13 protein-coding genes, 1 tRNA gene and 2 pseudogenes are annotated in these 22,949 nt (G+C 70.7%); 4 read left to right on the top strand and 12 right to left on the bottom strand.

The window, feature by feature from the left end; genetic code table 11:
- Positions 1–65: 65 nt before the first annotated feature.
- The 4 genes from AB3K78_RS07480 to AB3K78_RS07495 all read right to left on the bottom strand — a co-directional run bounded on the left by AB3K78_RS07480 (position 66) and on the right by AB3K78_RS07495 (position 4,460).
- A complete protein-coding gene (locus AB3K78_RS07480; RefSeq protein WP_416447130.1) occupies positions 66–560 on the bottom strand; it encodes a S1C family serine protease in 495 nt (164 codons plus the stop codon).
- Positions 557–1,780 (bottom strand): trypsin-like peptidase domain-containing protein, encoded by a 1,224-nt coding sequence (locus AB3K78_RS07485; protein WP_416447131.1) that lies wholly within the window; start codon positions 1,778–1,780, stop codon positions 557–559. The genes AB3K78_RS07480 and AB3K78_RS07485 overlap by 4 nt, the downstream gene beginning before the upstream one ends.
- Before the next feature lie 197 nt (positions 1,781–1,977).
- Complete coding sequence (locus tag AB3K78_RS07490; RefSeq protein WP_416447132.1) at positions 1,978–2,760, bottom strand: hypothetical protein; 783 nt, start codon at positions 2,758–2,760, stop codon at positions 1,978–1,980.
- 59 nt (positions 2,761–2,819) lie between these two features.
- Positions 2,820–4,460, bottom strand: a complete 1,641-nt coding sequence (locus AB3K78_RS07495) for a hypothetical protein (protein WP_416447133.1) — start codon at positions 4,458–4,460, stop codon at positions 2,820–2,822.
- A 178-nt stretch (positions 4,461–4,638) separates the two neighbouring features.
- On the opposite strand from AB3K78_RS07495, the gene AB3K78_RS07500 reads away from it, so the two are divergent.
- Positions 4,639–4,712: transfer RNA gene (locus tag AB3K78_RS07500), tRNA-Met, on the top strand.
- A 345-nt stretch (positions 4,713–5,057) separates the two neighbouring features.
- Here AB3K78_RS07500 and AB3K78_RS07505 read toward each other — a convergent pair.
- Together AB3K78_RS07505 and AB3K78_RS07510 are read right to left on the bottom strand one after the other, a co-directional pair.
- A pseudogene (locus AB3K78_RS07505) lies at positions 5,058–8,092 on the bottom strand (UPF0182 family protein).
- A gap of 68 nt (positions 8,093–8,160) precedes the next feature.
- A complete protein-coding gene (locus tag AB3K78_RS07510) occupies positions 8,161–9,324 on the bottom strand; it encodes a PDZ domain-containing protein (protein ID WP_416447134.1) in 1,164 nt (387 codons plus the stop codon).
- A 172-nt stretch (positions 9,325–9,496) separates the two neighbouring features.
- Between AB3K78_RS07510 and AB3K78_RS07515 the strand changes: the two genes are divergently transcribed.
- Both AB3K78_RS07515 and AB3K78_RS07520 read left to right on the top strand, forming a co-directional pair.
- On the top strand, positions 9,497–10,951 hold the full coding sequence (locus AB3K78_RS07515) for a zinc-dependent metalloprotease (protein WP_416447135.1): 1,455 nt from the start codon (positions 9,497–9,499) through the stop codon (positions 10,949–10,951).
- Between the two features lie 138 nt (positions 10,952–11,089).
- A complete protein-coding gene (locus AB3K78_RS07520) occupies positions 11,090–12,085 on the top strand; it encodes a hypothetical protein (RefSeq protein ID WP_416447136.1) in 996 nt (331 codons plus the stop codon).
- Here AB3K78_RS07520 and AB3K78_RS07525 read toward each other — a convergent pair.
- From AB3K78_RS07525 to nudC, 3 genes and pseudogenes are all read right to left on the bottom strand, one after another.
- Positions 12,066–13,427 (bottom strand): ATP-dependent helicase, encoded by a 1,362-nt coding sequence (locus AB3K78_RS07525; RefSeq protein ID WP_416447137.1) that lies wholly within the window; start codon positions 13,425–13,427, stop codon positions 12,066–12,068. The genes AB3K78_RS07520 and AB3K78_RS07525 overlap by 20 nt on opposite strands.
- Positions 13,428–13,581: 154 nt before the next feature.
- Positions 13,582–13,752 (bottom strand): annotated as a pseudogene (locus tag AB3K78_RS07530) (UvrD-helicase domain-containing protein); the annotation flags it as partial.
- Positions 13,749–14,654, bottom strand: a complete 906-nt coding sequence (gene nudC, locus AB3K78_RS07535) for an NAD(+) diphosphatase (protein ID WP_416447138.1) — start codon at positions 14,652–14,654, stop codon at positions 13,749–13,751. The gene nudC and the pseudogene AB3K78_RS07530, both read right to left, overlap by 4 nt.
- 84 nt (positions 14,655–14,738) lie before the next feature.
- Here nudC and AB3K78_RS07540 point away from each other — a divergent pair, with 84 nt between their 5' ends.
- Entirely contained in the window at positions 14,739–15,974 is a 1,236-nt protein-coding gene (locus AB3K78_RS07540) for a phosphotransferase (protein ID WP_416447139.1), read from the top strand.
- Between the two features lie 113 nt (positions 15,975–16,087).
- Here the strand turns inward: AB3K78_RS07540 and AB3K78_RS07545 are convergent, their stop codons facing one another.
- The 3 genes from AB3K78_RS07545 to AB3K78_RS07555 are packed head-to-tail and all read right to left on the bottom strand — an operon-like array spanning position 16,088 to position 22,922.
- Complete coding sequence (locus tag AB3K78_RS07545) at positions 16,088–18,271, bottom strand: 3'-5' exonuclease (protein ID WP_416447321.1); 2,184 nt, start codon at positions 18,269–18,271, stop codon at positions 16,088–16,090.
- Positions 18,199–19,686 (bottom strand): UvrD-helicase domain-containing protein, encoded by a 1,488-nt coding sequence (locus AB3K78_RS07550; protein ID WP_416447140.1) that lies wholly within the window; start codon positions 19,684–19,686, stop codon positions 18,199–18,201. Before AB3K78_RS07550 ends, AB3K78_RS07545 begins: the two co-directional genes overlap by 73 nt.
- On the bottom strand, positions 19,683–22,922 hold the full coding sequence (locus AB3K78_RS07555; protein ID WP_416447141.1) for a PD-(D/E)XK nuclease family protein: 3,240 nt from the start codon (positions 22,920–22,922) through the stop codon (positions 19,683–19,685). Before AB3K78_RS07555 ends, AB3K78_RS07550 begins: the two co-directional genes overlap by 4 nt.
- Positions 22,923–22,949: the final 27 nt, after the last annotated feature.

The raw sequence follows: 22,949 nt of genomic DNA on the forward strand, positions 1-22,949 counted from the left end.
GGGGCGGTCGCTCGATGCGACCGCCCCCTTCGTTCGAGTCGGGTTCCGCGTGCGCGGCGGGGTCCTCAGTACTTGAGGGTGCCGAGCGTCGCGGTGGTCTCCTCGGTCTTGCCGTTGCGGATGTACTCGAGCTTCACCTTGCTTCCGCCCTCGTGCATGCGGATCAGGCCGGATACCGAGGTGCCGGACGAGGCGGGCACGCCGCCGACGGAGGTGATGATGTCCCCGGCCTTGAGGCCGGCCTTGTCGGCTGCGCTCCCGCTCTCGACGGAGCGGACCAGTCCGCCCGCGTGGCTCGCATCGCCGGAGGGGTCGGACACCGATGCGCCGAGCAGGCCGTGGCTCGGCTGCTTGCCGTCGATGAGTGCATCGGCGACGCGGGTGACCAGGTTCGACGGGATGGCGAAGCCGAGGCCGACGCTGCCGGCGGTCTGCTGATCGCTGCCGTTCGAGGCGATCGCCACGTTGATGCCGATCAGCTGCCCGTCCCCGTTCAGGAGCGCGCCACCGGAGTTCCCGGGGTTGATCGAGGCGTCCGTCTGAATGACGGGGAGGGTCACCGTGCCGCCGGAGGACTGCTGCTGGCTCTGGCGTCCGCCGTTCGAGCCGCCACCGTTGCCGTCGGAACCGCCGTTGCTGCCGCCCTGGCCCGGGTCCTGGAAGCGGAAGTCCCAGGGGAAGCCGTTGCCGTCGTTCGAGCCGCCGTCGCTGCCCGAGCCGCCGTTGCCGCCCCCTGGTCCGGGGACTGCGTGTTGTCGGGGATGAGCGGGCTGCCGACGGAGATGCCTCGGTTGAGGGCACTGATCACACCGCTGGTCACGGTGCTCGCGAGGTTCAGCGGGGCGCCGATCGCGACCGTCATGTCGCCGACGTTGAGCTTGTCGGAGTCCGCGACCTTGATCGGGGTCAGGTCCGTGGCGTCGACCTTCACGACCGCGAGGTCCGCGTAGGGATCGACGCCGACGATCTTGCCCGCAAGGATCCGGCCGTCGCTGGTCATGACGCGGATCGTGGGGTTCTTGCCCGCCGCCCCGTCGAGAGTGACGACGTGCGCGTTCGTGATGATGTACCCATCGGAGCGGTAGACGACGCCCGAGCCGGAGCCCTGCGAGGAGCTGCCCGACACCTCGAGCGTCACGACGCTCGGAGTGGCGACGGCGGCGACGCCGGAGACGTTGGTGGCGGTGCTCCCGTTCTTGAGCGTGAGGGTTCCACCGTGACTGCTCGTGCTGGCCGAATCGTTCGAGTTGGCGGCCACGACCGCCGCGGCTCCGCCGCCGACGAGTCCGCCCACGAGTGCCCCGATCGCGAGCCCTGCGAGCAACGCTCCGCTGCGCCCGCGGCTCTGCTGGGGAGCCGCCCCGGCGTGCGGTGCCGGCTGCGGCCCAGCAGCATACTCGGGAGCCTGCCCGAAGGCGGCTCCGGGCTGCTGCGCGAACTCGTGCTGCACCTCGGGCTGCGCGTACCCGCCGACGATACCCGCGGCGGGAGCGGCCGTCTGAACGCCCTGCGGGAAGCCCTGCCCTGCGGGAACTCCGGAATGCTGCGCGACGGGCTGCTGCGGCAGGGTCTCGGGAAGCTGCACGGTCGGCTGAGTGGTCTGCTGGGGCATCTGCTGCGGGTCGGCCGCGGGGGTCTGCGGCTGCGCCTGCTGGGGAGCGGTCGGCTGCGCTGCCGGCGCCTGGTCCAGTGCGTCCGACGCGGGCACCTGGGGCACGCCGCCCTGCGGGGCCTGCCCGGACGGAGTCTGTGCGGGCTCGTGTTCAAGAGTCGTACTCATTTGGGGGTTCCCTTCTCGATGCACCCAGACTGCCCACCAATCCTATGAAATTGGCTTGTGCATGCTCCATAACCGCCCCGAACGGCTCAGCGCGCAACCGGGGTCGCGTTCGTCCTCCGGGAATCCGGTGCAGGCGAGGAACGGGCGGACTCTCGCCCGCGCCGCTCCCCGACTGCACCGGCCTTGGCCTGTCTCGGTCAGGTCCGGCGCGAGCCGCGCGCCCTCATCGCGATTCCGATCCCATTTCGGGCGCCGTCCGGCGTGCTTCGCGGCGCTGCGGAACGCCGACGCGTTCCGACACGAATCGCCAGAATCGCCGCGCACAGGATGAGGGCCGAACCGATGCCGATAATGGCCCCTCCCGGAAGACCGCCGGTCCGCGGCAGAGCTTCCGGCCGAGCAGTCGCGGGAGGATCTTCGGGTGCCGCCTGGATGATCGTCCGCTCAGTATCCAAGCCGCACTCGCCGCGATGCAGTTCGACGCGCGGGGCCTCGGGCCCGTTCCCCGGGACGGTAGCCGTTTCGACCCAGTACCCGGTGCCCGCACTTCGAGCACGGAGCTCCGGAGAGGCGAACCGACCAGCGGCACCGATGGGCACTGCCGCCGTACGCCCGACCGGCTGCGCGAGGCAGTACGCCTCTGGGCTCAGGCTTTCGAGCTCGGACGCGCTCCAGCGCATGACCTCGCCCATCGCGTCGCGCTTCGGCTGCCATCGCTCATCGAACTTCGGCTCGCCGGCCTTCGGCTGGAGATAGAACGTGAAGTCGATCTCGGTCCCCCGGGGCACGACCCCCTCCACGACCGCATGGTCCCTGATCCCATCGCCGACGAGCGCCTGCTCCTGCGCTTCGGTACGAATGCTCGGCACCTCGATCTCCGCGGTCTCGTCCGGAATTCCATAGTCGTCGCACCAGTCCTCGAACGCACCGGCCGCACGAGGGTCCTGGTCCTCCTGTCTCAGACAGGCCTGCACGGTCACCCACCCGCGAGTCCCGTGCGGGAGCTCCATGGGTTCGCTCTCCACCACGCCAGGCGCGTTCACCTCGACGAACGAGGCGGCGAGCTCGGGGGCATCCGCAGGGGCTCGGCCCGCCGCTCGGGACGCTGTTCGCTGCCGTACGCGGTCAGCCGGATTCTCGCCGGGATCCGGTCCCCGTTCTCGTCCCGCAGCCATGCCCCGTGCTGCAGTTCAACGGTCACGCGGTCGCTGAACCCGCGATGATCCCATCGCAGCCCGTCCGCAGAGATCCGGGTCGTCCAGCGCAGGGCCGTCGCGACGCGGTGCTGCTCCTCGGAGACGCCGAACCGGTCCTGGAAGCGGTACTCCGGATCGATCAGACCCGCCGATCGCACATCCTGCGGCTGCCGGTCACCCCGGATCCGCCACACCCAGACGTAGTAGCCGGCTTCGTCCGGCGCCGAGTCCGCGGAGACCGAGTACTCCCCAGGACCGCGGGAGGCCAGAAGGGTCGCACGGGCCGCGACGGGGGCACCGGCGGGAACCCGCTCGCCCTCGACAGGCGCCTGCGCGAATGGTCCGTAGACCGTGCCTTCCGCACGGACCGGCGCGTGCTCGACTTCGCCACCCTTCATCCGCCAGGGCCAGGGCCTGCCCTGCTCCTCGATAGCGAGGGTCACCGTGTCTGCGAAGCGGTCCCGTTCGCGGATCAGGTCGACCTGCGGCACGCGCGTCGTCAGCACCGGTTCGAAGCGTTCATCATGTTCGAGCGAGGTCGGCTCGAACCGCCCTTCCCGTCGAGCCTGACCCGGCCCGATGCCGGCGCCGAGACGCTGCTGCGCGTCCACTGTCGGTGGATGCAACCGCAAGGAGTCCGGCCACTGCGCTTTCGACACCTTCCACGCTCCCTCTGCGGTGACCGTTCGCTTGCGTTCCCATCCGTCCGCATGCAGTTCGGCCCGCCAGGCGACGGTTCCCGCGGCACCGTCCACGATGGTCCTCGTCGTCGATCCGTCCGGGAATCGAGCTCCCGCGATGGTCACCGATGTCGTGCCGCTCGGATAGGAGAGCTCGCCGCTGCGGAAGCCGTCGTCAGCTCGGAGTTCCAGAGCGCCCGGCAACTCGATCCGCACCGGAACGGCATTCGTCCTGGCTTCGCTCGCCAGTGCCCTGGCTCGCTGGACGATGTCCGCCGCCCCATGCGTCTCGGCCCAGATGATGTGGTGTTTCATCCAGGCGTCCGTTCCCGGGTCCGGCCGAACCAGCCATACGGCGAGTTGCACCGCTGCGGCCGCCCGAGGGTCACGGGTCGCGCCGTGCACCGACAACAGGTAGTTCATGCGCCGGATGGTGTCTCCCCCTGCAGCGGCACTCGACACCGCACCGGACCATCCCGTCTGATCGAACGAAGTCGTCCAGAACGCCGGAAGCTCTGAGACGAGCGCAGGCTCGCGCTGGGCACCGGCCGGCATCCTTCCTCCGGGTTCCAAGCAGTAGACGATCTCGCCGTTCGACGAGCGGAAGTTGCCGAGTTCCCATCCGGCGATGGACACGACGTCAGCGCTCTCGGCGGCTCTCGCAGCCGGGATGCGCTCGATCATCAGCAGCATCAGCAACAGCGTGAGCACGAGGACTCCAGCGGCCAGCGCGGCGGTGTTCCGGCCCGGAGGAATCCGGCCGGGAACGCCGTCGCGCCCGCCCGGCGGGAGAACCGCGCGCATTCGGGGAGGCAGTGGCATGAATCTCCTTTCGCGGCGGAGGATCCGCCGGGCGACCAGGATGCGCGGCGACTCGCCTCGGGACGGCGCTATCCACAGCACCATCGACACGCCCGGGATGCGTCTTCCAGGACTCAGGCTTGCCCTTCACGCAGACCGGGGTTATAGTTAATTCTTGTGCCGCGGGGTGGAGCAGTTCGGTAGCTCGCCGGGCTCATAACCCGGAGGTCGTAGGTTCAAATCCTGCCCCCGCAACTATGAGGAAGGCCCTGATCCGGTGTTTTACACCGGATCAGGGCCTTTCGCCTTTCTCGGGATCCTCCTCAGATGCCGGTTCACACGGCGCTTTCTGCGTTCCCTCACCGACCGGGGCTTGCCGTTTACTCTGACGCGGATACCGTGCGGCCGCCATTGCGCGATCGATGCACCGAGTGGGGAACGCACAGCGACGGCCACCACGCACGCGTGCAGTGCGTTCGCGCACGGTGTGCAGGGGCGATGCCTCCTCGTACGCATGAGCTGCGAACGCCGAAGAGCGGCCGGCCCCGGTTTCCCGGGCCCGGCCGCTCTTCGCGCATCAGGGCTGTTTGTGCCGGCTTCCTACTTCTTCGGTTCGGCCTTCAGCGCAGCCTCGAGCGCGGCCTTGAGCTGCGCGTCCGCCTTGCCGTAGGCCGCCCAGTCTCCGGCCTTCATCGCCGCGTCGCGGTCGGCGATGGCCTGCTTCATCTGCGCGAGCGCCGACTGCAGCGCGGAGTCGCTCCCGCCGGTGGCCCCGGAGCCATTCGAGCCGGTTCCGCTCGAGGAACCGCCCGACGTGCCCCCGCCATCGTTCTGAACAGGCGTGTCGCCGTCACCCGCGCTCGCGCCGGAGTTACCGCCGAAGAGGCTGTCGAGCGCCGCATCGAGGGTGTCCTCGAAGGCGATCCGATCGCCGAAGGACACGAGGACCTTCTGCAGCGTCGGGAAGCTCGTCCCCGAGGACGCCTTCACGTAGACGGGCTGCACGTAGAGCAGGCCACCGCCCATCGGCAGGGTCAGCAGGTTGCCGCTCAGCACCTGGCTCTCCCCCTGGCGCAGCAGGTTGAGCTGGCTGGAGACTCCGGAGTTGGTGGTGAAGCTGTTCTGCACCTGCCCCGGGCCGGGGATCGTGTCCCCCTTGGGCAGCGTCAGCAGCTTGAGCGTTCCGTACCCTTCCGCGACCTTGCCCGCCGTGGAGCCGGCGTTCGCGTCGGCGGCGAGGTAGCCGGTGAGGATCTCTCGCGAGTTCTCCTTCCGCGACTTCGGAATGTAGGTCGAGTAGATCGAATACGTCGGTGCCGCCTTGGCCCCGGCAGACAGCGTCAGGTAATACGGAGGCTGCCGCGTCACGGAGTCCGTCTCGGGCACGCCGGCCGCGGCACCCGAGGTCGCACTCGGAGTGTTCGTTCGCTGCTGCTGAGCCGTCTTGGCGACCGGATCGTCGGGGGTGCGCCATGCGTCCTCCGCCGAGTAGAAGGCTCCGGGATCGGTCACGTGGTAGGTCGCGAGCATCTCACGCTGCACCTTGAACATGTCGCTCGGGTAGCGCACGTGGCTGAGCAGATCGCCGCTCATCTTCGACACGCTCGTGAGGGTGCCCGGGTAGACCTTGCCCCACGCCTGCAGCACGGGGTCCTTGTCGTCCCATGCGTACAGCTTGACCGAGCCGTCGTAGGCGTCGACCGTCGCCTTGACGGAGTTACGGATGTAGTTGACCCGCTTTCCCAACTCGTTCGAGTTCTGGGAATGGACGTCGGACTTCAGGTTCGTCATGTCCGATACCTGCGAGTACGGATAGTCGGCCGAGGTCGTGTACCCGTCGACGATCCAGACCACGCGACCGTCCACCACCGAGGCGTAGGGCGCGGTGTCCAGCGTCAGATACGGAGCGACCTTCTGGACACGGGTCGAGGGGTCGCGGTCGTACATGATCTGCGAGCCTTCGACCACCGAACCGGAGAGCAGGATCTCCATGTCCTGGAACTTCAGCGCGTAGATGAGACGCGTGAAGAGCCCGTCGAGCTTCGGGCCACCATCGCCGGAGAAGGTGGTCAGGTTCTGGCCGCCCTTCTGCTCCTTCGACGCGTTCGCCTTGGCGTCGCCCGTCTTCCCGCTCTCCGCCGATTCGGCATTGCTCTCGGCGTCGGCCGGATAGTCGACCTCGATCGGCTTGTCGTGCTTGCCGCCGACGATCGAGTAGGTCGGAGAGTTCTGTCCGAAGTACACGCGGGGTTCGAAGGTTCCGAGCTTGCCGCTGGTCGGGATACCGCTCTCGAGGAACACCGGTTCGCCGCTCGGAGAGCGCTGGTTGCCGTACGCAGCGACGAGGCCGTAACCGTGCGTGTAGACGAGGCGCTGGTTGTACCAGCCCTGCTGATCCGAAACGTCGATGTCGCGCACGGCGGAGACGGTGTCCTCCACCTTGCCGTCGATCGTGTAGCGGTCGACGCTCAGGGGCTCGGGAACTTGTAGTACTGCTTGCTCTGCTCGAGCTGGGCGAACGTCGGCGAGACGATCGCCGGGTCGATGATGCGGATGTTCGAGGTTGCGACGGCGTCATTGCGGAGCGCGCCGGCCTCTGCCGTGGTCTTTGCGTCGTAGTACTCGGTCTGCACCTTGTCGATCCCGTAGGCGGCCCGGGTCGCTTGAATGTTCCGGCCGAGGTACTCGGCCTCCAGACGCTTCTCGTCGGGCTTCACCTGCAGCGTCTGCACGCCCCAGGGGTAGCCGACGCCGATCACCAGCGCGGTGACGACGAACAGCGCCGTTCCGATCACGGGAGGGCGCCAGCGGCCGGTGAAAGCGGTGATGAGGAAGAGAATCGCAATGATGATCGCGATACCGGCGAGGATCTGCTTGCCCGGGATGACCGCGTGGGCCCCGGCGAAGGTCGCGCCCGTGAACCGGCCGCTGCTGTCGGTCAGCGTGCGGTACTGGTCGAGCCAGAGGCTGACGCCCTGGAGCAGGAGATAGAGCCCCGCGAGGACCGCGGCCTGCACCCGGGTCGCCTTCGAAATACGGGTGTCGCGTCCCGAGAATGCGATACCGCCGTAGAGGTAGCTCGTGACCGCACCCGCGATGAGGCAGATCAGCACGACTGCCGAGGCGAACCCGACGATCCCCTGCCAGACCGGCAGATCGAACATGAAGAAGGAGATGTCGAGCCCGAACTCGGGGTCCTTGGTCCCCACCGGCGAGGAGTTCAGCCAGAGCAGGACTCGCTCCCACGATGCTGCGGCCGTGACCCCGGCGAACAGGCCGATCACTGCCGGGAGCACCCACTTGATCACTCGGCGCAGAGGCTCGACGAGTTCCTGGTAGCGGTCGAGCTGCGCGGTGAGCCGGGCGTAGACCGGACGTTTGCGATAGGCGATGTCGATCGCGAAGAACACCGGAACGGCCATGCCGAGGAACCCGACGAGGAACATCGCGGCGGTGGCGATCCACTGCGTGGTGAAGACTGAGAGGAAACCGAGCTGCTGGTACCAGAGCACCTCGGTGGCCACGGAGGCGACCGCGAGGAACGCCAGGATGAGGATGACGACGAGCGCGATGGTGATCGCGATCGGAGAAATACGGCGGCGCCCGGTCGTGTTCGGGGCTGTCTGATCGGTCACGTGTGATCTTCCGGTCGAAATCGGGCAGATGCTTGAGTTCCGGACAGCCTACCGGTCGCCCCTGACACTCAGCCTCCGGGTACCCCGCAGCGCTGCGATACGGTCGGGGTCGGCTTACCCGCAGCGGCGTCCTGCACGGCCTCGAGCGCCTCCGCGAACGTCGAGACCGGAACCACTCGCAGGTTCTTCGGGAGAGAGCTCGGCACGTCGGCGCAGTTCGCCACCGGGAAGAAGAACACATCGGTTCCCGCGCGTTCCGCTCCCGCGAGCTTCTGCGGGAGGCCGCCGATCGCCCCGACCTCGCCCGACGCATCGATGGTCCCGGTGCCGCTCACCCGGAGCCCTCCGGTCAGGTCTCCGGGCGTCAGCTTGTCATAGATCGCGAGCGCGAAGATCGTGCCGGCACTCGGACCGCCGATCCCCTCGACCTCGACCCGGACCTTCACCGGGATGTCGAAGCGGGAGCCCGCCAGGATCCCGAGCTGCGGCGCCGATCCCGCTTCCGCCGTTCGCGGCGTCACCCGCACGGTCTTCGATGCGCCGCCCCGATCGATCACGAGCGTGACGGCGCCGTCGGCCCGCCGCAGCCCGTCACGAAGCTCGGTGAGGCTCGTCACCGGTCGCGCGTCGATCGACCGGATGACGTCCCCGTCCTGCAGGATCCCGTCGGACGGACCGCCGTCGACGACCTGACCGACCACGAGCTCCGCGGGAACCTTCCGCCCGAGGGCGTTCAACGCCGCCACCGTCGCGAGATCCTGCGACGAGGTCATCAGTGCGGCATTGGCCTCGTCGCGCTGCTTCTCGGTGATGCCCTTCGGGTAGATCTCCTCCATGGGCACCAGCTCCTGGTTCGGGTCGAGCAGTGCGGGCAGCAGGGAGAGCCAGGAGTTCGGCTTCTGCGGAGTGCCGACCATCGTCACCGTCAGCAGGTTGAGCGTCCCGGAGGTCGGGTAGGTCCGCTCCCCCTCGATCGTGATCAGCGGCGTGCCCGTTCCTCCGCCCTCGACGGTGCCGAGCGTGTCGACGACGGGCCCTGGACGCTCGATCGCATAGGGCGAGGGGATTGCCGAGGCGAGCAGGACGAGGATCGCCGCGATGGCGACGATGATGAAGAGCGAGCGCCCGCCTCGTCCGGCCTCCGGACCCCGCAGATCGGTGTCGACGAACACGAGCGATCCGGTGCGGACGCCGGATCGCCGTGCGGACGTGGAAGGGGTATCTGCGGGCACCGCGCCAGCGTAGCCCGAACCTCCCATGTGCGGACTGTACGTCGCACGAACCGGCACCGCTCGCCGGGAACGTTCGCGGTGGGCGCAAAGGAATCGCAGCGGAAACCGAGGATTCCCCGGGTGATCCCGGGGCCTGTGCCCTACCGTTGTGGTAACACCAGGAGGTCGGCATATGAGCACCGATTCGCACGATGGCGAGGGCCGCGGGCCCGAAGACGAGCAGAACACCCCTGACGACCAGAACGACCTGCAGCGCATGCTGCGCGAGTTCCTCTCGGGGAAGGGTCCCGCGGGCGGGATCGACCCCTCCGCCTTCGCGTCGGCGGCCGGGCTCCCCATCGATCAGCAGGCTTTGCAGGGGCTCATGAACACGTTGCAGAACGCGATGCGCCAGCCCGCCGACGGGATCGACTGGTCGGTGACCCGCCGCACCGCGATCGACGTGGCCGCCGAGGGCGGCGAGGGCGGCGACCGTGCACAGGTGGAGCGCGCGTTCCCCGTCGCCGGGCTCTGGCTCGACGAAGTGACCGAGGTGGGCGCAGCACCGGATGCTCCGCGGGCGATCACCCGCATCGAATGGGTCCAGGCCACCATCGACACCTGGGTCGGGTTCGCAGAACCGGTCGCGGAATCGATTACCCGGGCGCTCATGGACGCGCTGACCTCCCAGCTCCCCGAGGAACTCGGCGAGTCGCTCGCCGGCGCCGGCCCGATGCTGCGCAGCGTCGGGGGTGCGCTCTTCGCCACGCAGCTCGGCACCGTGGTAGGCAAGCTCTCGCGCGAGATCAGCGCGGGCGGCGACGTCGGCATCCCGCTGCTCACCGGTCCCGGACGGGAGGGCGGTGCACTCCTCCCCAGCGGAGTCGCGGCGTTCGCCGAGGGACTCGACCAGGACGCGGAGGCGGTCACGCTCTACCTCGCGGTGAGGGAGCTCGCGCACGCACGCCTGTTCCGTCACGCGCGCTGGCTCCGGCAGCACCTGTTGAGCGCCATCACGGACTACGCCCGCGGGATCCGGATCGACACCGACCGTATCGAGGAGCTGGCCTCGGAACTCGACATCGAGCGGCCCGAGCAGGTCCAGGAAATGCTCGCCGGCGGAGCCCTCATCCCGCCGAAGACGCCCGAGCAGGAGGCCGCGCACGCACGCCTCGAGAACACTCTCGCCCTCATCGACGGCTGGGTGGACGCGGTGACTGCAGATGCCGTCAGCCGCCTGCCCGGCGCCGACGCGATCGCTGAGATGGTGCGACGCCGCAGGGCGACGGGTGGACCCGCGGAGCACGCGTTCGGCACCCTGGTCGGACTCGAACTGCGCCCCCGGCGCATGCGCGAAGCCGCAGCGGTGTGGCGCCTCGTGGCCGAACGCGGCGGGATCTCGGCTCGCGACGGGCTCTGGGCGCACCCCGACCTGTTGCCGACCGCGGAGGAGCTGGACCACCCGGCGCGTCTGCTCGAGCGGATCGGTCTCGCGGGGGATCCCGAGCCGGAGGTCGACGAGTTCGATCAGGAGCTGCAGAAGCTGCTGGCGGGCGGGCTGGAAGGACTCGACCGTCCTGAGCCGTCGGCCAACGAATCCCAGGACGGAACGGACCCCGACGAGGATCCCCGGCCTCCCGCCGTCTGACGCGCCGAGCCGGACACGGGACGGAGCGGGCGGGCTTGGTCCCGCACACAGATCGGATAGGACGGCGACGCCTCGTCCGCGCTCGACCCCCTGTGGACAACGGAGCCGCACGAGCACCCGGATCGCACACTGGTCCGCATGCATTCCATCGCGTTCGATCCGCCGCCCCCGTCCGCCGTCGAGCCCGCAGCCGAGGTGCGGCTCGACCCCGATCTCCCGCTCGGCTTCGACCGGCGCGGCGCGCTTCGCCTGGGCTTCGATACCCCGGTCGCACGCGTCGGCGACTTCGGCGCCGGGGTCGAGCGATTCATCGCCGCGCTCCGCGCACCCGTGCCTCTCTCCCAGCTCGCTCAGCTGGCCCGGCGATGCGGGGTCCCGGCGCAGCAGATCCCCGCGTTGCTCTCCGAACTCGAAGAGGCGTTGATCCCGGCCGCGCCCCGGGCTCGTGCAGCTTCAGCGGTCCTGGTTCCTTCCGAGGCTCCGTTCAACGCCAGACGGATCAGGCTCGTCGGCGACGGTCTCCCCGCCGCGGCGCTCCGCTCGATGCTCGAGCGGGCCGGGTGCCGGGTGCTCCCGCAGCGGACGGCGCGCGGACCGTCGGCCCGGGCCGACCTCGTCGTCTTCCTGTCTCGCTTCGGCTGGCCGGTCACGGGCTCGCAGCACGCACTGGCGAATGGCACACCGCACCTCGCGGTCCGATTCTCCGACCGGAGCGTCGAGATCAGCCCCGTGATCGCGAGCGACGGCTCCCCGTGCATCACCTGCTTCGCACTGCACGATCACGACCGGGATCCGGATCAGGTCGACCTCGCCGTTCAGCTTCGAGAATCGGTCCCGGCGAGCGAGACCGCCGAGACGAGCGAACTCGTAGCGGCACTGGTACTCCGTACCATCGCGAACGCGCGACGGGAGGGGCCCGCCTCGGGATCCTCCCGCGGCCTCCTGCTCCCGTGCAGCGGCGGGGCCGTGCTCGACGCCCCGACGCCGAAGCCCGTACTCCCGCATCCCTCGTGCGACTGCCACTCCTTCGAGGCCCTCGGACTGGGCGAGGCTCCCGCTGCGTTCCCGCCGAGGATCGACCGGAGCCACACGCCCTCCGCGACCGGAACGGAACTCAGTGCTCGGTCAGCGTGATGCCGGCTTCCGCCAGGAACCTGGACGGCATCCGCGCGGCTCTGGCCCCGGCTGCGGATCCAGACAGCCGGAGCTCGTCGCGCGCTCGGGTGAAGGCGACGTAGCAGAGACGCCGCTCCTCATCGATGTCGTCCTCGTCGATCGCGTGCGCGATGGGCAGCACCCCCTCGCTGAGGCCAACCACATGGACGAGAGACCATTCGAGGCCCTTCGCAGCGTGGATCGCGCTCAGCGTCACCGTTTCGAGAGTGGGCTCATGATGCGCCTTCTGCCGCGCCAGCAGCTCTTCACTGAAGGCCTCCATCGTGGTCCCCGGCGGCATCTCGTCGACGAGGGAGAGGATCGCGCCGAGCGCCTCCCAGCGTTCGCGTTGCGCCGCACCTTCCGGTTCCTGCGTCGTCCATCCGCACGAGCGCAGTACATCGCTGACCACTTGGAACAGCGGGCGCGGATCGGCGACCTTCGCCTGGCCGCGCATGAGCAGCACCGCTTGGCGCACGTCCGCGCGATCGAAGAAGCGTTGGCCTCCGTGCACGCGGCTACCCACTCCCTGATTCGCCAGTTCCGTTTCCACACGGGCGGACTGCGCATTCGTGCGCGAGAGCACCGCGATCTCGGATGCCGGGGTGCCGGACTCGATGCTCGCGCGGATCGACGCTGCGACCGCAGCCGCTTCCTCGTGCTCGGTCGCGAACCACTCGACGCGGGGCAGCTGGTCCTCAGGCGTCTCCGGTCGCATCGGGCGCAGCGTGAGCGCTCCGGGCCGATCCCGCATGAGCCGGTTCGCGGTCTGCACGATCGGCGCGGTCGATCGATAGTTGCGTTCGAGCCGGAATTCACGCGCGCCCGGATACTCGGCTGCGAAGCGCAGCAGCGGCGCGCTCGAGGCTCCGGCGAAGCCGTAGATGGTCTGGCTCGCGTCGCCGACCACGCAGACGTCGGTCCGGTCCCCGAGCCACACCTTGAGCAGCGCGTGCTGCAGCGGCGAAACGTCCTGGTACTCGTCGACGGTGAAGAACCGGTAGCGCTCGCGGACGTGCACTGCGGCCCGCGGTTCGGTCTCGAGCATGCCGGTGAGGAGCACCAGCACGTCCTCGAAATCGATCTGCCGCCGGGCCTCCAGCAGTTCCGTGTAGGACTCGTGCACCTGGATCATCTGCTCAGCGCTGATCCCCTGCGGCAGGGGACGTTCGTCGATCCTCGCGGCATATCGTTCGATGCTCAGCATCGAGACCTTGCGCCACTCGATCTCGGACGCGATATCGCGAAGCGCCTCCGCCGGCAGCCGCAGGCCCATCGCCTCGACCGCCTGCGAGACCGCGGCGACCTTTCCCGGCAGCACCTGAGGCGCCGTCCCCCGACGAGCTGCGGCCAGAAATGCCCCAGCTGGGCCAGCGCCGCCCCGTGGAACGTCTGCGCCCGGACCCCTCGGCTCCGAGGGCGCGAAGGCGGGATTGCAGCTCCCCCGCGGCCTTCCGAGTGAACGTCACCGCCAGCACCCGATCCGGCGCGTAGGCACCGGTCTGGACTCCGTGGGCGATCCGGTGAGTGATGGTGCGCGTCTTGCCGGTTCCGGCCCCGGCTCGCACCGCGACCGGACCGCGGAGGCACTCCGCGACCTCGCGCTGCTCGGGGTCGAGCCCGGCAAGCGGATCCTCTCGGATCATGCCTCGTCCACCCAGCGGTCGATCAGCCAACGGGCGATCGAGAGCGGGCCGGGTAGACGGACGCCGGGAGGAGGAGTTCTCAGTTCGGCGCGAGTGAACCAGCGCAGTTCCGAGATCTCTTCGGGGTCGGGGGCCAGCGCGTCCGGGTCGAACCCGGGCTGCAGGCTCGCGTGGAAACCGAGCATCAGTGAGCGCGGGAACGGCCACGGCTGGGAAGCGATGTACCGGACCCGGTCCACCGGCACCCCCGCTTCCTCGCGGATCTCGCGCACCACCGCCTGTTCCGCGGACTCGCCCGCGTCGACGAATCCGGCGAGCAGGGAGAACCTTCCCGCCTCCCAGAGAGCGTTCGAACCGAGCAGGGCGCGCCCCTCGTGCTCGACGAGCACGATCACCGCGGGGTCGGTTCGGGGGAACAGCAGCGCACCATCGGGGTCGGTTCGAGACCATCCGGCCCAGCTCGGGCGCGTGGGCCGGCCGTCCACCGGGGAGAAACCGGCGGACCGGTGCCACGCGGCGAGGGCGAGCGCGGCGGTCATGATCTCTCGCTCGCCGTCACTCCGCAGGCCGCCCAGCTCGAGCGGGTTCGCCCAGGACTCGGCCGTGCCGGACCCAGGGGTGTCGGCCGCGGCGTCGGCCCCGAACTCGACGAAGATCGGTGCGCCGTCGAAGCGGCCGAGGTACGCATGCTCGTCTCCGAACTCGCCGAGGACGGACGACAGGGCGAGTCGAGCCCCTCCGTCCTCTGCGGCGCCGAGCACGGGCACCCGGGAACCACGCAGCACGAGCAGGCGCGCCGCCGGATCGGACCAGGCTGCCGCGAGCAGCGCGGAATCGGTGCGGGTCGCAGCATCCCGGTCGAGCGTCCCGCTCGAGAGCGGCGGCAACGGAGTCGCGGTCATCCGATCGTCCTTTCTTCCCCGTGAGCTCCCCGCAGATGCGCGTGGCGTGCGGCACGAAATGCGCCGCCTGCCTACGCTGAGTGCATGGCCAGCTCCCCATTCACCCTAGCCGCGCTCGCGACCTCCGCGGTGCCCGGACTCACCGTCACGGCACTGGACCTGAACGAGGATCGCAGCGGGGAGTTCGTTTCGGCCAGAATCGTCGGCGATGGCCGCGATCTGCTCGTCCGCGTGCCGCGCACCCCCGCCGCGGAAGTCGCCCAGTCCGCCGAGCTGCTCAGCCTCGCAGCGCTCGCCGAAGGTGCGCGCGCCGCGCTCCCCTTCGCTGTCCCCGAGACGCTCGGGCTCACCCGCGCCGGAGACTCCCGGGCGGTCGTCACCACCCTCCTCGACGGGGACCGGATCGACGTCGAAGACCTCGAGTCGGACGCACTCGTCCTGCAGTCCATCGCCGAGACCATCGCCGCGATCCACGCGCTCCCGACCGCACTGGTGCAGCAAGGCGGCCTCCCCGTGCGCGACGCCGTGGAAGTCCGCGCCCAGGTCGCCCGGCTCGTGGACCGCGCCCAGCGCACCCGCCTCCTGCCCGAGACCGTGCACCATCGCTGGATGGAAGCGCTCGAATCCACCGCCCTCTGGGACTTCGCTCCCGCCCCGGTGCACGGCGCCTTCACCGCGGAGGTCGTCCTGATCACCGACGACCGGATCACCGGCGTCCTCGACTGGTCCGAGTTCTCCGTCGGAGACCCCGCGGCGGATCTCGCCTGGCTCCTCGCCGCCGGCGACGAAGTCTTCGAATCCGTGCTCGCCCGATACGCCGCGATCAGCGACACCGGCCACGTCGGATGGCTCCGCGCACGCGCCAAGCTCTACCGAGAGCTCGAAGTCGCCGAGTGGCTGATGCACGGAGTCGAAACCCACGACCAGGACATCGTCAGCGATGCCGTCGCCATGCTCGACCGGATGGTCGACCGGCTCACCAAGCTGACCTCCCCGTCCCGATCCGGACGGGCCTCGGCACCGCGGAAGTTGCACAACTCCTCGAAGAGACCCCCGAAGCGCCCGAAGGCCTCTCCGAAACCGCCGCGTTCGAAGCGCTCGACGAGGACCGCATGTTCCACGCCGACACCGACTTCATCGAGCCCCTCGACGACAGCGCGGCGGGAGCCGGACCCCAGGACGGCCGCACGGCCGAGGCCTCGGCCGACTCGGCGGGCTCGCAGGACCGCGAGGCTCAGGACCGCGAGACTCAGGACGGCGAAGCTCAGGACCGCGAGACTCAGGACGCGTCGGACAGCGATCCCGCAGGCGAGCCGATAGCAGCGGGCCCCGGCACCGCCTCCCGCGCCGATGACGCCTCCGAACAGGTCACAGACGTCATCGAGCCCCTCGACGACGGACCCCGCAGCCGCTGAGGACCGCGTCGGCCCGCATCACTCCTGACGCACCTCGAGACTGCGACGCGCCAGGAACCAGCGCCGCTCCAGCTCGTCCAGGCCGAGGGGCCGCTCGTCGCGAAGGATCACGTCGTCCGCGACGTAGTAGAGAGTGGCATCGATCCGCTCGAGCGGAGTACCCGTCCAGCTCGCCCAGGCGTGCCGATACAGCGCCAACTGGTAGAACCTCGTCTCCCGCTCCGCGTCGTCCCGCGGTGCTCGCCCCGTCTTCCAGTCGACGATCTCGATCCGGTCGCCGTGCCGGAACACGGCGTCCAGCTTGCAGACCAGGCGATTGCCCGCGAACGGCAGGGAGATCTCCTGCTCGACCGCGATCGGCTGCAGATCGGCCCACTCGGAGCGTTCGAAGTTGGCGATGAGCTCCTGCAGGACGCGCTCCTCCTCGTCGAGCCCGTCTCCGGACTCGCCGGGCACGGCCGACGCGCCGGACACGGCCGGCTCGTCGGACACGGCCGGCTCGTCGGAAACCCCCGGTCCGCCGTCCACCTCCTCGAACTCGCCGGCCCCTGCGAAGCCGCTCCGCTGGAGGATCCCCGGTCCCTCCGGGTCGCCGGCGAAGGCGCCGTCACCGAAACCGGGCAGCGTGAGCCGCGTGCCCACCGCGGTGGAGCTGCGCCGCTCGACCCATTCGTGGAACCGGTTGCCGACGCGCGTGCGCCGGTAGGGACGCTGCGGAACCGGGCGGAGCCGGGCACGCTCGGCGGCTTCGGGTTCGTCGACGAACTCGTGGAATGTCGAAGCGGTGATCCGCTCGACCGTCGAGCCGGGGCCCGCATCCGGGTCGGATCCGTTCTCGGGCTGATTCTCCGCGTCGGAACCCGGATCCCCATCGGCACCCCGAGCGCTGAGCGTCGAGCGCGCCCGCTCACGCTCGGCGAGGAGGAGTTCGACGATCGGGTCGATCGAGGCGGTGCCTTCGTCCGGAGCTTCGGAGAGGCGTGCCTCGACGGCGCCGGCGGCGCGGCGCACGGCCTCGGCGCGGGCGCCCAACGGGTCCAGCGGCCAATCGAGGATCGTCTCCTCGGATGCGCTCGGGTCGGCCTCGTGCGCGCTCTCGCCGGGGAGAGCGGAGACGAGTCCGGCCTCGGCGAGCTCGTGCAGGTAGGTCGACGCGCTGCGGGGCCGGGTCTGCCCGCCCCAGAAGGAGCCGCTCAGGAAGAGACGTTTCGCGGCTCGGGTGACGGCCACGTACGCCAGACGCCGTTCCTCGGCGGCGAAGCGCTCGGCCAACGCATCCCGATAGCCCGTGATCGCGTCGCGCACCTCCTGCTGGGTGGACGCGATGCGCCAGGCGAGATCCGGACGCGCCGCCGCATCGCCGCGGAGCTCGTCCGGGAGCTGGCCCGGCCGGAGCCATCCTTTGGAATCGCGGCCGCGTCCGGGGAACTCCTGATCGACGAGTCGGGGAATCGCCACGAGATCCCATTCGAGGCCTTTCGACCCGTGCACGGTGATGAGCTGGACGGTACCGGGTTCGGGCTCGGGCACGTGCTCCGCCGCCGAATCGTCCTCGGTCGCGAGTTCCAGCCAGGAGAGCAGGCTGGGCAGGGTGGCGTCGCGATCGACCGCGAGGAAGGCGTCGACCGCATCGGCGAACGCATCCAGATTGGCGCGGGCCGCCGCGGCGCCGTCGTGGCCGCGGGCTGCGTGGGCGTCGAGTTCGATATCGAGACGCAGGGCCTGCTCGACCGCGCGAAGCAGTTCGGGGATCCCGCCGCCCACGAGTTGTCGCAACTGCCGCAGCATGATTCCGGCCTCGCGGATCCGCTGCCGCCCGACGGGGCTGATGGCCTGCAGTGCCGCGTGGTTGAGCGAGGCGAGTCCGGCGATCTCGTCGACCGCGTCGATGGTGGTGAACGCCTGGTCCGGATCGGGCAGGACGCCGCCCGCGCTGCGATCGGCATCATCGATGCGCTGATGCGCCACGTCGCGCTCCGCGAACCACCGAGCCGCCCGGACGAGGCCGTCGAGGTCGGCCACGCCGACCCGGAAACGCGGACCGCTGAGCAGGCGGACCAGCTCGCTGCCCGCGTCGGCGAACCAGAGGCAACGCAGTGCCGAGACGAGATCCGTCACCTCGGGCGTGGTCAGCAGACCGCCGACCCCCACGATGCGGTTCGGCACGCCGCGATCCGAGAGCGCGCTCGCGAGGGCCGGCATGACCCGCCGATTGCGGCAGACGATCGCGGCGGTGGGCCACTCGCCCGTCGCCTCCCGGTGCGAGGCGCGTGCGTCCCGCATCCAGTCGGCGAGCGCCGCCTGCTCCTCGTGCAGCGTCTCGGGATAGGCGATCTCGACGGTTCCCGCCTGCGCACCGGGTCGCGGCGCGAGCTCGGGGACGTCGATTGCAGCCTCGGCGCGCAGCGGGCCCGCGAGCACGTTGGCCGCGCGGAGCACCAGCTCGGGGTTGCGCCAGCTGGTGGACAGGGTGAGCGTTGCGGCGCGCTCGGGCCCCGCCCCCGGAAATCGCGGTGGAAGGACTCGAGTCCTTCGGCGGAGGCTCCGCGCCAGCCGTAGATCGACTGGTGCGGGTCCCCCACGGCCATGACCGGAAGACCCGCGAAGATGCGGGACAGCAGTCGGGTCTGCCCCACCGAGGTGTCCTGCACTTCGTCGAGCAGCACGGCGCGGCTTCGACGGCGCAGCGCCGCCACCGCGTCGGGCGCAGCGTCGAGGATTCGCACGGCGAGCGCGAGCTGGTCGGAGAACTCCATGAGGCCGCGGCGGCGCTTCTCCTCGGCGTAGGCGCGCGCCAGCCGGGTGATCAGCGCCGTCGATCGGACGTCTGCGACGGCGTCGCGAACCGGGGCGTAGACCTTGCCGGTCGGCGGCTTGCCGATCTCCTTCTCGGAGTAGGGCAGCTCGACGACCCGAGCGAACTCGTCGATCACGAGGTCGACGCGTTCGAGGGAGGTCAGGTGGTCGGCGACCTCGTGGTCCATGCGCAACACCTGCGAGACGAGCTGCGCGACCGAGCGGTCGTCGTCCAGCAGGGCGGGGTCGTCGCTCGCGAGCACGACCTCGCGGGCGATCCGCCAGGCGGAGGCCTCGTCGATCAGCGCGGCGTCGGACGCGAGCCCCGCCGCGGCACCGAATTCCTGCACCACCGACGCCGCGAAGGAATGGTAGGTGCTCACGCTGGGCAGGTCCAGGCCGTCGGACAGCTGCTCGCGGAGCGCGGCGGCGCGGGCGATCTCGGGCGGCGAGAGCAGACCGCGCTCCTCGGCGTCGCCGAGGGCGGCGGAGAAGCCGGCGAGGCGGCGCGAGATGCGCTCGCCGAGTTCTCCGGCGGCCTTGCGGGTGAAGGTGAGACCGAGGACCTGCTCGGGTGCGACGAGGCCGTTCGCGACGAGCCAGACCACCCGGTTCGCCATCGTCTCGGTCTTGCCGCTGCCCGCGCCGGCGATGACCAGCGCGCTGCCGGCGAGCGGGTGCTCGATCACCCGGCGCTGCTCCGCGGTCGGTGCCAGGATCTGTCCGTCGGGGCCGGCGAGAAGCTCGGCGATGCGGAGCGGGGCGAACACGGGGACGATCGCGTCGCCTCCGTCGGCATGCTCATGCGGCTGGGGGCTCATGCGTGACTCACCGCCGGAACGATGTGGATGGCGCAGGAGCCCGGGCGGTGCGGGTCGCTGCAGTGGTGCTCGACCCGTGCCGTGAAGCGCCCGCCCGCCATGACGCCGGCCGCGGTGCGGACGCGCTCGCGGAACGCGCGCTGGGCATCCGCGTCGAGCGGCTCCTGCCCGGCCTCGGTGAAGGTGGTTCCGGCGCGCACGGCCTTCGGGTGCACGAACAGCAGGCGTGCGCCCCCGTTGCCGGGCGGTCCCCCGGGCACGACCTCGGTCTCGTGCGCGAAGGTGCCCATGATGATCCCCAGCTGATAGGCCTGCAGCTGCGCATGCTCGGCGAGGTCGGCGGCGCTCGGGCGGAATCTGCCCGTCTTGAGGTCGACGACCGACCACTCGATCCCGCCGTCCGACCGGACGGTCTGCTCGATCCGGTCGGCAGAGCCGACCAGCAGTGCGCGGTCGATGCGCGCTTCGAACCGCGCTTCGCGGTCGACCAGCCCGCGGTCCGAGCGGGCGAACTGGGCGAGGTAGTCGGCGAGCCCGGTCGCCATGGCCCGGGCCGTGCGCCGACCCTGCTCCGACTGCCACTCCGACTCGAACGGCAGGCGGTCCCATTCGGCGAGCACCGCGTCCATCAGCGCTTCGACGTCCGGAGTGTCGGCGGTCTCCATGGCGTGGTGGAGCAGCGTACCGAGTCCGGAGCTCGCGCCGCCGTCGGGCCCTGCGAGTCGCGACACCACCCAGTCGAGGGGGCACTGCTCGGACTGCTCAAGCTGCGAGGGGCTGACGCGCACGACCGCTTCGGGATCGCCGTCGAGGTCGACGAGCGGCACGTCCGTGCTCGGCGCGAGCACGCCGTACCATTCGTCGGGACGAGCGCCAGGCACCTCCGCTCGGGCCAGTGCCGCGAGCGACGCGAGCGCCACCTCGTCAGCGGGATCGTCCTCCAGACGGCGCCGCATCTGTGCGACCGAGCCGCGGAGGGTGAGCCGCGAGCTCGGAGGCGTCGGTACCTCGTACGCGGCACCGAAGCCGAAGAACGGGCTCGGATGCTGCTCGTCGTCGGAGACCCCGAGCACGAGCAGCTCGGAGCGCGCCCGTGAGCAGGCCTGCGCGAACAGTCGGAGTTCGTCGTGCAGCGTCTCGCGCCGGGACGGTGGTTCCGCCGGCCCGCCGCGCAACCAGCGTTCGAGCGCGGCCGTGCCCAACATCGCTCCCCGACTGCGCAGGTTCGGCCAGGCTCCGTCCTGCGGGCCGAGCACGCAGACGACGTCGAACTCGCGGCCGACGGCCCCCTGCGGCGTCGTGACCGTCACCGTGCTGCGTTCGCTGCGTCGCGCGAGCGAATCCTCGGGGACCGCGCGATCGAGCAGCGCCTCGATGAGCTCCGAGACGGGCTGGGCGCTCGCCTGCTCCTCGTGCCGCTGCAGGCTGAAGAAGAGTGCCAGCACGGCGTCGAGCGACCGGTTCGCCTCATCGGCGACGACGCCTCTGCCGGTCAGGGCGTCCTCCTGCCAGCGGTCGGAGAGCCGGGTGCGCTCCCAGATCGCCCACAGCGTCTCGCGCGCGGTGCCGCCGGACCGGGCGACCGCCCGCCCGGCGGCGGCGATGAGTCCGATGCGCCGCAGCACCCGCCCGCCGCGGCTGTCGATGAGCGGCTGCTCGCCGGGGAACCCGAACGCCTCGGCCACCAGGCCCTCGATCCCTTCGGGCGGGCGGCCGTCAGCGCGCGCTCGACGGCGCTCGTACAGCGAAAGGCCCGCGCGCAACCGCCGCAGAGCCACCGGGTCGAGGCCGCCGATGGTGCCACCGGCGATGTCGAGCACCTCGGCCGGCCGGAGCTCCGAGATGCCGAGCGCGTGCTGCAGGAGGCGAAGCAGTTCCCGGACGATACGGTGCTCCCCCGGCACGATGCCTCCCGACCCCACGTCGGTGGGGACCTGGAGCCCGGCGAGCACCCGGGCCGTCCGGGTCGCCTCCCCGCGGCTCCGGCACAGCACCGCCATGCGGTCCCACGCCACCGCCTCGATGCCGTCGAGGCCCAGCCGGCGCCGTCTGAGCCGATGCGCGACCGCACCGAGCTGCTCGGCCGTGGTCGATGCCCGCGCGAAGGCGATCCGTTCGCCGCCCGCCTGGGAATCGCCGGGCGCCGGTGCGATCGCCGACGTGGCTGCGCGCTGCGCACCCGCGCCCGCGGCGCCGATGCGCGCGGTGAGGTCCGCGACGAAGTTCCGGAGGGGCGGCGTCTGGCGGTGGACGCGCTCGAGCACCACCACTTGCGATTCGGGCGCGGCCTCGGGTCGGGCGCCCGTGCGGCGGAGCGCTCCTTCGAGATCGCTGAGCACCTCGGTGCTCTCGCCGTGGAACGCGGCCGTCGCGATGTCGGGGTCGCCGAACACCCAGATGCGCGAGCCCCGATCCGCCAGGGCCGCGAGCAGCGCCAATTGCCCCTCGCCCAGGTCCTGCGCGTCGTCGACCAGCACGATCCGGGGCGCTCGGAACTCGGCACCCGCCTCGCGCACCGAGCGGGCGGCCGCTGCGAGCAGGCCGCTCGCGGAGCGCTCGCCCGGGTGCTCGACGGCGAGCCGCTGCTCGACCGGGACGAGCAGTCGGAGCGCAGCGGTCCATCGGGCCGCGAGCGCGGCTTCCGGTGCGCGCGAGATCCGTTCCTCGGCGCGCGATCGCGCCGCTTCGACGATGCGCTGCGCCAGCGCCGCCGGATCCCAGCCGAAGTCGTCGACGATGCGCGCCAGCTCTCTCAGTTCGGCCCGGAACGCCGGACTCTGCACCGCCTCGGCACCGATGAGCTCGCGCACCTCGGCCGCAGCCGGGAGCGCCGGGTCTTCGACGGTCGCGGAGGTCGCCTCGTCGTGCGCGGTGCCCGTCAGCAGGCGGGGCGCGGGCGCGCCGCGAGAGGCCGCCTCGCGGGCGAGCAGCCCGAATGCGAACGCCGTGAAGGTGCGGGCGGGCGTCGACTCGATCGGTCTGCCCAGGCGGTCCTCGATGCCCGAGCGGAGGCGCCCCGCCGCGCGCCGGTCGGCGGTGAGCACGAGCAGTTCCCGTTCGAGGGAGAATCCGGCGGCACCGGACCGGGTCGCGTGCTCCGTGGCTGCGAGGATCTCGCCGACCGCGACCTCGATCAGCACCGAGGTCTTGCCGCTGCCGGGCGCACCGAGCACGCGCGCGTGCCCGGCCCGATCGAGCGCGAGCGCACGCAACTGGGACGGGTCGAAGGAGAGCATGCGGCAAGCCTAGTGAGGGCCTCCGAC

Origin of the sequence: Leucobacter sp. HNU, from assembly GCF_047946755.1 — a bacterium.
Taxonomy (GTDB): domain Bacteria; phylum Actinomycetota; class Actinomycetes; order Actinomycetales; family Microbacteriaceae; genus Leucobacter.